Source organism: Candidatus Zixiibacteriota bacterium (assembly GCA_018820315.1).
Taxonomy (GTDB): Bacteria; Zixibacteria; MSB-5A5; order JAABVY01; family JAHJOQ01; genus JAHJOQ01.
Genome location: JAHJOQ010000040.1, coordinates 47575 through 62148 on the forward strand (window position 1 = coordinate 47575; position 14574 = coordinate 62148).

Below are 14574 nucleotides of genomic sequence, written 5' to 3' on the forward strand. Positions count from 1 at the left end.
ACGGAGATAGACAATGATACGTACGAACAACCTTTACAGAATTTACACAACAGAAGAAGTCGAGACTACCGCACTTAGAGATATCAATGTCGAGATAAAGGCGGGCGAATTCGTTGCAATAATGGGGCCGTCGGGATGTGGCAAGTCGACGCTTCTGAATCTGCTCGGAATGCTGGACAATCCTACATCGGGAGAGTACTTTTTCCTCGACAAGGACGTATCAAAGCTATCCGAGCGGCAAAGAGCAGGAGTTCGCAAGGGCAACATAGGCTTCGTGTTCCAGAGCTTCAATCTCATAGATGAGTTAACCGTATATGAAAACGTAGAACTCCCGCTGCTCTATCTCGGAACGCACGGACAAGAAAGAAAACAGCGAGTCATGGCGGTGCTCGAGCAGATGGAGATCATGGCGCGCAAGAATCATTTCCCGCAGCAGTTATCTGGCGGGCAGCAGCAGAGAGTTGCTGTCGCTCGCGCAGTCGTATCTGACCCAAAAGTCATCCTTGCCGACGAGCCAACAGGCAACCTTGACTCCGCACACGGCGACGAAGTCATGAGTCTGCTCAGTTCGCTCAACGAAGCCGGCACGACAATTGTCATGGTGACACACTCTCCCGCTTACGCAGAATTTGGCCACCGTTTGATCAACTTGTTCGATGGTCAGATAGTTACCGAGAATATCAGAAACGCTTTCCATGTTTAGAAGCCATCTGATAGTCGCTCTGCGCAGTATCTCGAGGCAGAAGGCATACTCTTTCATTAATATTGCGGGGCTTGCGACCGGGATGGCATGTTTTCTACTGATCTGTACGTTCGTTATTTCGCATCTGAGTTTCGACAGATTCCACGCCAATGCAGATCGAATCTATCGGGTCGCCGAGCGGATGAGCCGCCCCGACGGCTTCTGCCGGCAACGTGTAACCACCGGTACGCCTCTTGCACCTGCTATGCTTGCAGAGATGCCGGCAGTCGAGAAGGCGGTACGGTTCGTCATGGCCGGCGCAATACTCCGGTCCGAAGACAAGATATTCAGAGAATCAAACATGTGCTATGTGGATGGCGATCTGTTCGATGTATTCTCGTTCAATCTTCTCAGAGGAAATCCGGCTACTGCGCTGAGAGAGCCGAACACGGCGGTTGTGACTGCAGAAGTTGCTCGAAAATACTTCGGTGATGCTGATCCTATCGGAAGAACGTTAACACTGGAAAACGAAACACAGCTCACTGTGACGGGGATCCTCGAGAACATCACCGACGTCTCTCACATCAAGTTCGACATTGCTGTTTCAATCGAGACACTTCTGCAGCGATCTTCCGGCTTCAGGGGCCACTGGGACGAAGCGGTTTGGACCTACGTACTCCTTGGGAAGTCTCACCATCCATCTGAGATCAAGGCAGGATTTCCCTCTCTGGTGAGGAAGTACCGTGAAGATAGCCAAACGGCTGAAATAGATTATTGGCTGCAGCCGTTGACAAGCATCCACCTGCATTCCGACTATGGTGGAGAGATGGGACCTCCGATGAGCCTTCAGAATCTGTACATATTCCTCGCTATCGGCTTGTTCATTCTCTTGATAGCGTGCATCAACTACATCAACCTGTCGACGGCACGCTACGCGGATCGCGCAAGAGAAGTGGGAGTGAGAAAAGTGCTCGGGGCGGCACAGAGCAACCTCATGCGGCAGTTCCTTGTAGAATCGCTGCTTTTTTCGGTGATTGCGTCATGCCTTGCGATTGTTATGGCGGAAGTGTTGTTGCCCGTATTCAATTCGGTTGCCGGTTCACAATTGAATCTCGGATACCTCAGCAATCCCATGATAGTGACATGCCTTATCTTCGCGACCCTGATTGTGGCGGTCATATCCGGAGGATTTCCCGCATTCTATCTTTCTGCAATAAAACCTGTCGATTCCGTCAGACCTTCCGGAGGAGGAGGCTTGAAGCGATCAATATTGCGACGAAGCCTTGTTGTCTTTCAATTTGCGATATCAATAATACTGGTGGTCAGCACTCTGACGATTATCGGTCAAATGAGTTATCTAACAAGCAAAGAACTCGGTTTCGATGAAGACCAATTGGTGGTTCTGCCGGTTCTTCGCGGTTCTGCGGGTGACAAATACGATACTCTCAAAAGAGAGTTTCTGACCGATCCACGGATATTAGCTATGACCATCTCCTCCGACATACCTGGATGGGATGATTGCAGAGGTTTGAGTTACGCCGCGGAAGGATCGGACGAACCGGTCAATCTTCCGACACTGTTCGTGGATCGCGATTACGTGAGGACGCTCGGACTGATAATTGCAGAGGGACGAGACTTCACTGACAACGGCACAAGCGGTGTCAACGGATTCATCATCAACGAGATGGCGGCAGAACGATTCGGGTGGAATTCGCCGATCGGAAAACGGATCGAAGCGTTTGCCGGAGATGATCTGCTACGCGATAATCGCGTGATTGGAGTGGTGAAGGATTATCACTTTCGACTCCTTCGCACTCGACTACAACCGCTTGTCCTGGTAGTCGATCCTGATCGATGCGACTTTCCCATAGTCAGAATAGACAAACACGATATGCAGGGTGCTATCGCTTCGATGAGAGATAAGTGGAATCGACTGATTCCCGGTAGGCCGTTCGAGTTCAATTTCGTCGATCAATACATAGCGAGCCAGTACCGGAAAGAACAGCAATTCGGCTCACTTCTCGGATACGCTTGTCTGTTGTCGCTCGGAATCGCGTGTCTCGGTTTGCTCGGACTCGCATCATTCACGTCTCAACAACGCACCAAAGAGATCGGCATCCGTAAGGTACTCGGAGCTTCAACGATCAAGATTGTTCGGCTGCTGACGAGAGAATATGCAATTCTCATCGCGGTATCAAATGTGATCGCGTGGCCGGTCGCTTACTATCTGATGAGGAACTGGCTGCAGAATTGTCCCTACAGAAACGACATCGGTTTCAGCACTCTTATACTGTCAGGCGCTCTTGCCCTGGCAGTAGCGCTGATAACGGTCAGTTTTCAGGCAATCAAGGCCGCGCTTGCAAATCCTGTCGAATCATTGAGACACGAATGACAATATAGTGACACCTATTATCAGGATTGGAACATGTTAAGAAATTACATGAAGACTGCATACCGAAGTCTCATTCGGAGTCCGCTCTATACTGCAATCAGCATAACGGGGCTATCGGTAGGCATCGCGTGCTGCCTGTTGATTTCACTGTATGTCCAAAATGAGTTGTCTTTTGACACGTTTCACGCGAATTCCGATCACATCCATCGAATGATTCAGATTGAAGGCGTATCCGGCGAATTGTCTGAGGGCACGACTTCCACATCTGCATTGCTGATGCCGGAATTGAAGTCCTCCTTTCCCGAAATCGAGCGTGCGACCCGCGTCTCCGGTTCTCAACTGGTAGTATCCAGAGATGACAAGTCATTTACGCAGTTGGTTGTGCATGTCGATCCCGACTTCTTTTCAATGTTCAGCTTTCCGATCATTCGCGGAGATGCTGCCTCTCCTCTGGGGCATCCAGAATCTGTGGTTCTGACTCCGGAGATGGCGGAGAAGTTCTTCGGAGACGATGATGCTGTCGGCAAGACGCTGTCGATCCAACTCGGAGACACAAAGCACGAGTTTCTCGTGTCCGGCATTATCGAGAGTGCGCCGTCCAATTCGAGCATTCAGTATGACATGCTGATTTCGACCGACCTTCTGAAATTCACAATCCCGGAGGATTACCTGCAAACATGGAACATGATCCTGTTCTCTACCTTTGTTCAGGTTTCTCCCGACGCAGATTTGTCTGCTCTTGAAGAGAGAATATCGGCTCACATCACAAAGCTGTCAGGCCACCATGAAAGTGGAGATTTGATATCCTTCCATTTCCAGCCCTTGCTACGGTTACATCTCAATCCAAAGCTGGATGGCGAGATGGTCCCGAGCAGTGATCCGATCTACTCGATAATCCTCTCGGCTATTGCATTCGCGGTGCTTGTGATTGCATGTATCAACTTCATGACGCTCGCCGTAGGCCGCTCCGGCACGCGTGCGCGTGAGATCGGTCTCAGGAAGGTCCTCGGAGCTCAGCGGGGCAGACTGATGATGCAGTTCTGGGGAGAGTCGCTGCTCATGAGCATAGGCGCTCTCGTTCTCGGTGTCATACTTACCGAGGCATTGCTTCCAAAGTTCAATGATCTTGCACAGAAACATCTCACTCTCAGTATGATCCTGGATTTCAAACTTCTGGCGGTTCTTATTGGGCTGACACTGCTGACTGCTTTCATGGCTGGCATTTATCCTGCACTTTTGTTGTCCAAACGATCACCAGTGGAGGCAATGCTTGGCGAGGTGCTGCGCGGTCGCAAGAATCGAATTGTGCAGGGTCTTGTGGTTTTCCAGTTCGTGATTTCCGTCTTTCTGATCGCAGGTACTTTCATTATGTCATCACAGATGGATTACGTTGGAGGAGCCTATCTAGGCTATGACAGAGAACATGTAGTGCTGTTTCCAACCGGTACTGAACAAGAGGATGCAGCGAGCCTGCTGGAGCGATTCCGATCCCGCGTAGCAGGACTGCCATCTGTGGTTGATGTAACCGGATACACCTACCAGTTTGGAGAGTCATGGCTGTATTTAAGTGCGGAAGAAGAGGGATGGAATGCATTGATTGGAGAAAACATCACCGCACCGGGTTACGCCAGCAAACTCTCCGACGATTCATATTACTTCTATATGAATTGGATCGATCCTCACTTCATTCCAACAATGGGAATCAATGTCGTCGACGGTCGCAATTTCTCGGACGACTACCTATCCGACAGCAACGATGCCATAATTATAAACCAGACTGCCCTAAGAGAATTTGGTCTCGATGATGCGGTCGGACAGAAGCTGCCGAAGGGATTTGGCAGCGCAACAATAGTCGGTGTCGTAGAGGACTTCCATTTCTACCCCCTCCAGAGGTCGATCGAGCCTCTTGTACTGCACATGCCGAGACATGACGATATGAGCAGCGTCAGATACATCGCCGTGCGAATCAGCGGAGAGGGGATTCCGGCTACGCTGTCAATGCTCGAACATGCATGGTCTGAAGCCAGCAATGGGATGCCGTTCGACTACAAAGTTCTGGATGATGAAGTCAACTCCCAGTATGTGGCGGAGCAGCGGTGGAAACGCATTGTGGAGTATTCGTCCATACTCTCCGTTCTCATAACGTGCCTTGGGTTGTTCGGTTTGACATCGCTATCGGTGGCCAAACGGACGCGGGAAGTCGGTATTCGCAAGACTTTCGGTGCCTCTGTACCTCGAGTTGTCGCTATGTTCATAGGCCTTTTCGCCAGACTGGCATTGATCGGCAATCTAATCGCGTGGCCGCTGGCGTACCTGGTAATGACCCGGTGGCTCGAGCACTTTGCTTATCGAACCAGCATAAGCATAGCAGCATTTATGTTTACTGGATTGCTGACAATGGCCGTGGCGATGCTTACCGTTATTTATCAAGCCGCAAGGGCGGCGTTGGCGAATCCCGTGGATGCACTGCGGCATGAATAACAACGATGGGGACTATGTATAGAAACTATCTGACAGTAGCCTATCGGTCACTCGCCCGACAGAAAGTACATTTTGCAATCAACATCGTCGGGCTCTCAGTGGCGATTGCATGCCTGCTGCTCATATCGCTGTTCATCAGGGACGAGCGCAGCTTCGATTCATTTCACACAAACGCTGACACAATCTACAGAGTGATCGACTGCACGAAAGAGCAGGATGCGAGCATACGCGGCGGTACGGTAGTCGCCACACCGGTCGGACCAGCTCTCATGCAAAACTTTCCGCAGGTGGAAAGAGCCGTTAGAATCCTGTGGGCACCTCCTGCTGTGGTGAAGTACGGCGATAAGATATTCGGAGAGGACGTGCGTTGTGTAGATGACGAGTTCTTTCAGATGTTCTCATTTCCGCTGCTCGCGGGAGATTCGATCAGCGCGCTGAAGGAGCCGTACTCCGTTGTAATCAATGAAGAGATCGCTGTCAAGTATTTCGGGAATGACGATCCTCTCGGAAAAACACTTACACTCTCGCTGGGAGGTGAGCCGTCCGAATACACGGTGACTGCTGTTTCAAAGCAACCTCCGGATAATTCGACCATTGACTTCAGCTTTCTAATCCCCATCGAAAGACATCCCGATTATCAGCGGTTATCGAACAAATGGAACAGCAGTTCCTGCGTGACATACGTTCAGATCTCAGACCCGCTGGAGGCAGAACAACTCGAAAAGGCGATACCTGAATTCCTCGCAAGGATGCGTGGATACAACACGCCTCCCACAACGATCGATAGCAATGGTGAAACCAGGGAGTATCCCCACTTCCTCGGCTTTCAGCCACTGCGAGATATGCATCTCAATCCTCACAGCAAATATGGCATCGGCAGCAGCAGCACTCCTGAGAGATCTTACATCCTCGCAGGAATCGCTCTTCTGATACTGCTTATGGCTTGCATAAACTTCACCACACTCGCAATCGGCCGACTGACCGCACGGGTTCTCGAAGTCGGTGCTCGGAAAGCTCTCGGCGCAAACAGAACCCAACTTGCGGGGCAGTTCATGACCGAGACCCAACTGCTTAGTTTTGTAGCTATGATCGTGGGCGTGGCACTTGCCGAGCTCCTTCTTCCGGTATTCAACTCTCTTTCTGGCAAACATTTGTCAATCGGCCTCTTCTCCGGCATTGAAACGCCAGTCAGCCTGCTAGTGATAGCGGTTATCGTAGGCTTATTGGCCGGTTGCTATCCGGCCCTTGTCATGTCAAAACTCGGTGTCGTCGACGCACTGCGCGGTCGGAGTACTGTGGGTAACAAAAATCTCGTCATGCGCGGACTCGTCGTGCTGCAGTTTGCGCTGTCGATATTCCTCGTAGCCTCGACTGCAGTAATGTCAAGCCAAATGCAATTCATACGGGACACGGATCTCGGATACGATTCCAATCAGCTATTATCGATCCCGACATATACGGGGTGGGGGGACGAAGGCGAGAAGCTGCTTTCACGATACAGGAATCGCCTCGCGGGAGTTCCCTCGGTTACCGGTGTTACGGGAATGGACTACTCGTTCAGCAGAGGATATGATCAAGAGGGCTGGATGGCGAACGGGGAGTCTCGTACGGCGCTCGCTTACAGGGTCGATCCCGATTTTATTGCTATTGTTGGGGCAGAACTTGTAGACGGACGAGATTTCTCCGGATGTCTTCCAATCGATGCAACCGGAGCGATCATAGTCAACGAAACACTCGTGAGAGAATTCGGCCTGGACCGCGCAGTCGGCGAGCCACTGACCGGTTGGGGTAGAGATGTTATGCGCGATTCCATTGACCCGACAATTGTCGGAGTGATATCGGACATTCATTTCGGATCACTGCGCCGAAAGATCACGCCGGTCGTCCTTCATCTGAACTCGAAGATGTCTATCTCCAACATTCTCGTCAGAATCTCTCCTGAGAATATCCAGTCTACGCTTTACCAACTGGAGAAAGAATGGCGAATCGCCGCTCCGGACAAGCCCTTCGATTACGCATTCGTGGATGAGCACGTCGCCATGCAATATCGTGATGTGCGCCGGTGGGAACAAGTCATCGGCTATTCTTCTGCGTTTGCTATTGTGATTGCAGGTCTTGGGCTTTTCGGCCTGGCATCATTTGCCGCTGAGCAAAGAACCAAAGAGATTGGGATCAGAAAGGTGCTCGGGGCAACGGCGTCCGGAATAGTAGCCATGATCTCGAAAGAATTCCTGATTCTGGTGACCATCGCAAACATCATTGCATGGCCTGTCGCATATCATTTCATGAACCACTGGTTGCAGAATTTCGCATATCGCACGAACATCGGTATCGAGACATTCTTGCTGGCGGGCTCAGTTGCTCTGACAATTGCTTTGATCACCGTAAGCTCTCAGGCATTTAAGGCTGCAAGGACCAATCCGGTTGATTCACTGAAGCATGAATGAGGATAGAGTTATGATACGCATGAAGGGCATCACAAAGCGATATACGACCAAGTCGGTGACAACACACGTTCTCAGAGGAATCGACCTCGCAGTAGATGCGGGGGAGTTTGTTACGATCATGGGGCCGTCCGGTGCCGGCAAGTCAACGCTTCTGCACATCATCGGCATGCTCGATGACCCAACCGAGGGTGAATACTATCTTTCCGGTGAGGCCGTCCATCAACTGAGCGACAAGCGACGTTCGCAGCTCCATAAGGAATTCGTCGGGTTTATTTTCCAGGCCTATCATCTGATCGATGACCTGACAGTGTACGAGAATCTGGAGACGCCGCTTCTGTATCAGAAGATCAAGTCAGCCGAGCGGAAAAGCAGGGTCTGCGATATTCTGGACAGATTCCAGATTGTCGGCAAGAAAGATCTGTTTCCGAGTCAACTGTCAGGCGGCCATCAGCAGTTGGTCGGAGTGGCACGCGCTGTGATTTCGGAGCCAAAGCTGATTTTGGCTGATGAACCCACCGGCAGTCTTCATTCCGCTCAGGGCAAAGAGATCATGGAGTTGCTGAAGAAACTTAACTACGACGGCACAACGATCATCCAGGTCACGCATTCCGATGAATGCGCAGCCTGCAGCAAGAGAGTTGTTAGATTACTTGACGGTTGGATCACTAAGTAACATTGTCAGGATCACTTGTATCCTGAACTGCGGAGCAGGATCTCACCACTCAGGTTCCATTCGTAGCGAAATCGAAAACGATCGTCCTGCGGAATATACACCGGAGCCATGCTCCTTGTACTCTGAGTCAGTGATGTTCTGTATTCCAGCATTAAGAGTAATGTCACCAAACCTGATCTCTGAACGCAGATTGAGTGTAGCCCAAGACGGTGTGCCATTCTCCGCAATGCGGGTGTCGTCGATATCACGCTGGGAGAGCCGCCTTTGCGATCCCGCCGCACGCACATACCCCTCAATCCAGGAGTTCATACTCGTGTGTGCTCTGAGTGATAACATCCCCATCAGCGGGGGAATTCTGCTCAGAGGTTCATGGTCAGTCTGATTCTCGCCGAATGTCCAGAAGCTATTCGCGCGTAGCTCCAGCGTGCGAGTGATCCACGCCGCATAATCAAATTCGAACCCATAGATGCGAGAATCCCCGACATTAGTCCGCTGGTATATATCGTACTCACTGGGGTCTTTCTCTCCATCGCCATTCTCATCATAGAATGTCTTTCCGTCGTAAACACCCGGCTTTCGATCGATTAGACCACTGAGCTGATTGTAGTACAGAAGGAGGCTGCCGTTCATAGATGATCTCTGAAGTTTGACGCCTGCTTCGAAGTTGCTGCTGATTTCCGGATTCAAACCGAAACTCGGGGCATCGACTCCGCTACTCGATTTCTTAAGGACTACAGCATCGTTCAAACTCGGCGCGCGGAATCCTCGAGACCAGCTTGCCATAAGATTTGCAGTCGGCAGAAGCTCATAGCAGAGCGCGGCAGCTCCGGTCAGGTTTTGATACGATTCCAGGAAGAGTCCAAATGGATCTTCGAGAGGCGATTCCATTTCGAAATAGCTGTATCTCGCTCCGAGTGTGAAACGCAGCCGACGCCTGATAGTGTACTCATCCTGAATGAAGAATCCGGCCGATCGATAGCGTGAATCATCTGGGTACGCACCCCGTTCACAGGTCTTTGTGCCGTTGCTGACGGTGTATCTTTCGCTGTTGATCTTGTCGGAATAGTATTCCCACCCGACGCTGAGCCAATGACTAGGCAAAATCATCGTGGACATCTGGAAAGCGTTGCCCCAGGTCGCTATCCTGTCCATATCCGTGGTGATGTCCGATTTGCCGGTGCGCTGCTGAATTCTGCCTTCAATCTCTCTTTGATAAGATACATTCAGACGCACTGAATGAACGAATGAGCAGAGTAACTTCGATTCGATAGTCAATACACCGAGATCTCGATCCTGCGGATCGTAGACATATTGCTGATAGTCGCCCGTCACATAATTGTCATATCTGGGGACATTGTTCTGCCTGACTGCCAGGTAGTCGAGTTTCAGAGTGGTCCGATCAGCAATGCGGTAGGAAGCACAGGTGCGTATGGCAGTTTCCTCCCATCCTGTCGGTACCTGGTCACCGATTTCTCCTCCTGCGTGAAGGTCCCCGACCTTCCTGTATGTCCCACCAATGGATGCAGACACACGATTGTAGTTTCCGTTCAAATTCATGTGAACGCTTCTGCCATTATCTGCACTCGAATATTGGCTGCAGAATCTCGGATGAAGCCTGACTCCCTCCCCGGCAGAGGGCGCCCGCATCGGAATCAGATTGATTGTGCCCCCCATCGCTTCACTGCCGTACATAACCGATGACGGTCCTCTGAGCAATTCAATCTTCTCGAGTGAACCGAGATCGATAGTGTTCAGATATTGATTACCCCCGGATCGAAACGTCGGCTTGTTCAGGCGAACACCATCGTAGAGCAGCAGAACATGCTTGCCGATAAGACCGCGCACTATAGGCGCACCATGACCGGCAGTAGTCTTCTGCACGAGCACGCCCGGTTCCTCGCGGAGAACCTCTGCGGTAGTCGTTGCGAACCGTTCGGCGAACTTCTCTCTCGGAGTGACCGACACTCCGGCAGGCACGACGAATTTGTCTTCGGAAAAAGGCGTCGCCGTCACTGTGATGCCGTCAACGGGAATCGTCCTCGGTTCAAGGAATATCGCAATATGCCCGGTAGCATTCCTTCGAAGAGACACATAGCGGATAACTTCGTGATACCCCACATGCGATACGGATACTTGATATTCTGCCGAATCGAGATCGGAGATGATAAATCTGCCATCCTCATCGGCAGCGCTGAGAATGGACCTTCCATCGATTTCTATCGTAGCGCCTGCAATCGGCCTACGGGTAGTCAGGTCGAGGACTCTCCCTTCAATCGAGTGGAGTGTCTGAGACATTACCGGCTCGTATAAAAGCAAGTATGCCAGAAGCAGAGCTAATAGACGCGGTGTCATTTCGTGAACTCGATCGATTCTCAGCTCATGAGCTGTGGGTCGATGTCTCCTCATCCAGCGCAGACGGATCTGTTACGCAAACATCAGCAATTTAATATATAATCGCCTGTTTCACAAGTCATCTGTCGCAACTTTCTGGGAGTCGGAACCTAAAAGGTACCCCCCTTCTGGGGCATGTTGAAAAAGTCACGGACCGTGGAACGTCGTCATCGCGAGGAGCGAAGCGACGTGGCGATCTCTATGTCAATCAAAGCTATTGTGAAATGCGGAGATTGCCACGCTTCGCTCGCAATGACAGCGTTTGGGGTTTTTCAACAAGCCCTCTGATCTGGGGTCAGGATGGAAAGAGATTGGTAAGGGAATGGTTCAAGAGCAGGTAAGTCGGAGAGAGCGTAGCGAACGGAGACTTACCTGCTACAGACTCAAAACAAGTGGACACATCCCCCATGTCCTGGTTGATTGTATTCAACCAAAAAGACAGCCACCAGGGATGGAGATATGTGCCCAATAGGATATTACACAAATATGCGGTTAAGTAAAGACCCAAAATGGCCTCGCTACGAGATGGTCAGATATGCCCGGGAGCATGGAGTCAAACCTGCGGCCAGAGCATTCAATACGACTCCCAGGACAGTCGGCAAATGGCTTTCAAGATGGGAACCTGGTTCTCTGAGAGGTCTGGAGGATCGAAGGCAGGGACCGAACAACAGACGCTACGATCTCAACAAAACAGAAACGGGAACCGATGAATCGGCTCCCGTTATGATTCGCGCTTAGTATCCAATCAACCGGATCAACAATCCGGAATTCCATCATTATTCGGATCGCCAGGCGGAGGGCCGCCTCCGAAGATGTACTGAATCAGATAGACGACATCGTCGATATCAATCGCTCCGGAGCAGTCGACATCACCAGACTCGATCGGATCAGGTGGCGGGCCACCGGCGAAAATGTATTGAATGACATACACAACATCATCGATGTCGACCGCACCGCTTCCGTCGCAATCGCCGATCAGGTAGTCGAACGGGAATTCGATCTTCACCATATCCCAGCCGACATGTCCGAGTTCATCGATAATGACAACCTCGACCAGGTATGCGTATCCGGGCGGGTACTCTGTCGGATCGGGATCCCATTCGTAGCCATAGGTTCCGGACCCGGGAGGGTCTTCTGTCGGCCAACCAACGCTATCGGGTATCTCGACGGTAGAATCCTCTTTCGGAGATATCACGAGCATATCGGTGAGCTTGTGCCCATCGAAACCCTTGCCCCAATCAGTCGATTGCACTTCGGATCCGGTCGCCGGATCCATGAAGTCGACATAGAACTGGGGATGTACGCAGAATGAATTCGCTGTCACAACGTGATGGTGGTCAGATGGAATTACATCTTCGTCGTTTTCAAACATCTCCTTGAGATACCGCTTCAGGGTTACATCATTGCCGGTGACATGCTCGACTTTAAACTTACAAGGTCCCAGCTTCCCTTCGATGTATTTTAGAGTTCCTGCCTTTGCATTGGCATCATTGGTGCCGGAATTGCGATTGGTTCCCATCGAATCCGCAACTTCGTTCACCATCTGACCGTCGGTCATAGTGCCGTTGCCATCAAGCCCAGGAAATCCATTGCCCGCCCAATATTTCAGACAGGCGGCGACAGCCGTTGGATAGCAGCCGTAGTTGCTGCCATCATCGGCATCGGGATAGAGATCATTCTGATTGAAACTCGGAATCCCCTTGTTGTATCCCTGGAAACAGTCGAGTGGTCCTCGTGGCCGTTTGATTGGTGCCTCATATCCCTGCGGCACCGGCAGAACTGTGACGACCATCTCAGCAACATTATCCGCCTGTGTTGTGAACATGATCTCCACCGGGGGAGAGGTCACGTAGTTAAACACCTCGGGATAGAATATCGTGGGAACAGGTGGGAACGGATCATAATAAACGGTAATAGTATCCGAAGTCACCAGCCCATTGATTGCTGTCATGGTCGCTCGGACTGAATAGTAGCCTTCTGTGAGCGGGGGATCCATCTGCGCGGCTACCAGCGTTGCGCTCCAGCCATCGCCACTGGAAGCAGAGTCATAGTCATCTTTCATGTAATCGCTGCCGTCGTAATCGATCCCAAACGGCTGCCAGATGCCCTCGTTGTAGATATCAAACGTTGTGTATTGGATTACAGATTCGTTCAGATAGTCGATAGCTTCGACCATCACAGACTCGCTGAAATAGGGGTGATCGTTCCACCACGCGGTATCGCTTGGGTGCGTAATGACCGTGTACGGTGGCAGTATGTCACCCTCACACATCAAAGTGATGATATAATCGTTGCTGGTTCCACAGGGGTAACCATCGAACAGTTGACTCCCTACCCAGAGCCAGTGCTCGCCGGCGGTGAGATCCATCTGAATAGACGCCTCTTCGCAAGGCGCAGACTGAGCGTACGGCTCCAGCCCGAGAACACACGTGCACTCAGGCGCACCCATAGGACAGCCGGTGACGTAACCTATCTGGAGCGGTTGTTCGGCCACACCGGTGAATATGATCGTTGCATCCGATTCGAGGAATAATTGATACCAGTCGGTATCACGAAAGTCGGCATCGGCCCAGATAGTACCACAATCTGTCTCGCCGCAGTTGATCGGCCTGAAAACAACCGGATCAGAACCGCATCCTCCGTTCATGTCATCACCGCACGGCTCCCCTTCGTCGGTTGCGCCGGGGGGACATTCGAGAATACATTCCACATGCTCATATATCTCAATCAGATAATCACCAGCGTCGCCACCGTAGCCATCGATCACGATATAGTAGCTATTGCCCCCCATAAGACTGAGGCCCCAGAGAGCAGATACATAGCCGGGGCAGGCGTCATCGTTGCAGGCATACGGCGCTCCGGGTGTGTACACATTTTCATACAGATACAACTTCGTGTCATAAGTCGATCCATTGCAGAGCGTAATATCCACCGTAACATTGAGAGGCGCCGTGTAAACATAGACAACATCCGGCGAACCGGGCTCGTTGTAAGGACAAATCTCATCGTAGTCGTCGACATACCCGACAGTGGTACCACCCATTACAAACGGCAGCCCCGGAATCGGAGTGGCATCGGCGATCTGATCCCCACCTTGGCGGAGAAGGCTGACGTCAGGTTTGTACTGCGGACCGCTGTATGGTCCCTTTGCGGGAAGATTCGGCGCAGTTGATACACCCGAATGGATGACTCCGAATGGAGTCTCCTCAACGACAGGAACAGCTCTCCCGATGGCAAGCGCTGATAGCGCCACCATGAGAAGTGCCGCGACAATAGCTATCATTACTCTTTTCTTGACAGACACGTGATTCCTCCTTAGTGCGTGTTTAATATCTCTTCATGCTCCTGATAAAGGACGGCGCGACAATATGCGCCGTGAAAATGATACGTTCATCGATCACTCTGATACGTTGATACATGTTCTGATCGTTCAGCGATTCCAACGGCCAGGTGCTGGCTTCGAGTTTAGTGAGTCTATTGATGTCAATTCGATGGATATGGCCTTATA

General features: G+C 51.3%; 8 protein-coding genes. 6 read left to right on the top strand and 2 right to left on the bottom strand.

Translation table 11 applies throughout. The annotated features are described in order from the left end of the window. Positions 1-13: 13 nt before the first annotated feature. Genes KKH67_03670 through KKH67_03690 form a run of 5 tightly spaced genes read left to right on the top strand, consistent with a single transcriptional unit; the run spans position 14 to position 8675 of the window. A complete protein-coding gene (locus KKH67_03670; GenBank protein ID MBU1318276.1) occupies positions 14-703 on the top strand; it encodes an ABC transporter ATP-binding protein in 690 nt (229 codons plus the stop codon). After that, on the top strand, positions 696-3074 hold the full coding sequence (locus tag KKH67_03675; protein MBU1318277.1) for an ABC transporter permease: 2379 nt from the start codon (positions 696-698) through the stop codon (positions 3072-3074). The genes KKH67_03670 and KKH67_03675 overlap by 8 nt, the downstream gene beginning before the upstream one ends. A 33-nt stretch (positions 3075-3107) precedes the next feature. After that, on the top strand, positions 3108-5555 hold the full coding sequence (locus KKH67_03680) for an ABC transporter permease (GenBank protein MBU1318278.1): 2448 nt from the start codon (positions 3108-3110) through the stop codon (positions 5553-5555). A gap of 14 nt (positions 5556-5569) precedes the next feature. After that, positions 5570-8002 (top strand): ABC transporter permease, encoded by a 2433-nt coding sequence (locus KKH67_03685; protein MBU1318279.1) that lies wholly within the window; start codon positions 5570-5572, stop codon positions 8000-8002. 10 nt (positions 8003-8012) lie between these two features. Continuing rightward, positions 8013-8675, top strand: a complete 663-nt coding sequence (locus tag KKH67_03690; protein MBU1318280.1) for an ABC transporter ATP-binding protein — start codon at positions 8013-8015, stop codon at positions 8673-8675. A gap of 42 nt (positions 8676-8717) precedes the next feature. Here KKH67_03690 and KKH67_03695 read toward each other — a convergent pair whose 3' ends face one another. Next, on the bottom strand, positions 8718-10970 hold the full coding sequence (locus KKH67_03695; GenBank protein MBU1318281.1) for a TonB-dependent receptor: 2253 nt from the start codon (positions 10968-10970) through the stop codon (positions 8718-8720). Between the two features lie 582 nt (positions 10971-11552). Here KKH67_03695 and KKH67_03700 point away from each other — a divergent pair. Next, positions 11553-11804 (top strand): helix-turn-helix domain-containing protein, encoded by a 252-nt coding sequence (locus tag KKH67_03700; GenBank protein MBU1318282.1) that lies wholly within the window; start codon positions 11553-11555, stop codon positions 11802-11804. A gap of 16 nt (positions 11805-11820) precedes the next feature. Here the strand turns inward: KKH67_03700 and KKH67_03705 are convergent, their stop codons facing one another. After that, positions 11821-14370, bottom strand: coding sequence for a dockerin type I repeat-containing protein (locus KKH67_03705; GenBank protein MBU1318283.1), 2550 nt, complete (start codon positions 14368-14370; stop codon positions 11821-11823). Positions 14371-14574 lie beyond the last annotated feature (204 nt).

Excerpts from the sequence above, each read along its gene's own strand:
- KKH67_03670 (MBU1318276.1), top strand. The coding sequence starts at position 14 with ATGATACGTACGAACAACCTTTACAGAATTTACACAACAGAAGAAGTC.
- KKH67_03675 (MBU1318277.1), top strand. The coding sequence starts at position 696 with ATGTTTAGAAGCCATCTGATAGTCGCTCTGCGCAGTATCTCGAGGCAG.
- KKH67_03680 (MBU1318278.1), top strand. The coding sequence starts at position 3,108 with ATGTTAAGAAATTACATGAAGACTGCATACCGAAGTCTCATTCGGAGT.
- KKH67_03685 (MBU1318279.1), top strand. The coding sequence starts at position 5,570 with ATGTATAGAAACTATCTGACAGTAGCCTATCGGTCACTCGCCCGACAG.
- KKH67_03690 (MBU1318280.1), top strand. The coding sequence starts at position 8,013 with ATGATACGCATGAAGGGCATCACAAAGCGATATACGACCAAGTCGGTG.
- KKH67_03695 (MBU1318281.1), bottom strand. The coding sequence starts at position 10,970 with ATGTCTCAGACACTCCACTCGATTGAAGGGAGAGTCCTCGACCTGACT.
- KKH67_03700 (MBU1318282.1), top strand. The coding sequence starts at position 11,553 with ATGCGGTTAAGTAAAGACCCAAAATGGCCTCGCTACGAGATGGTCAGA.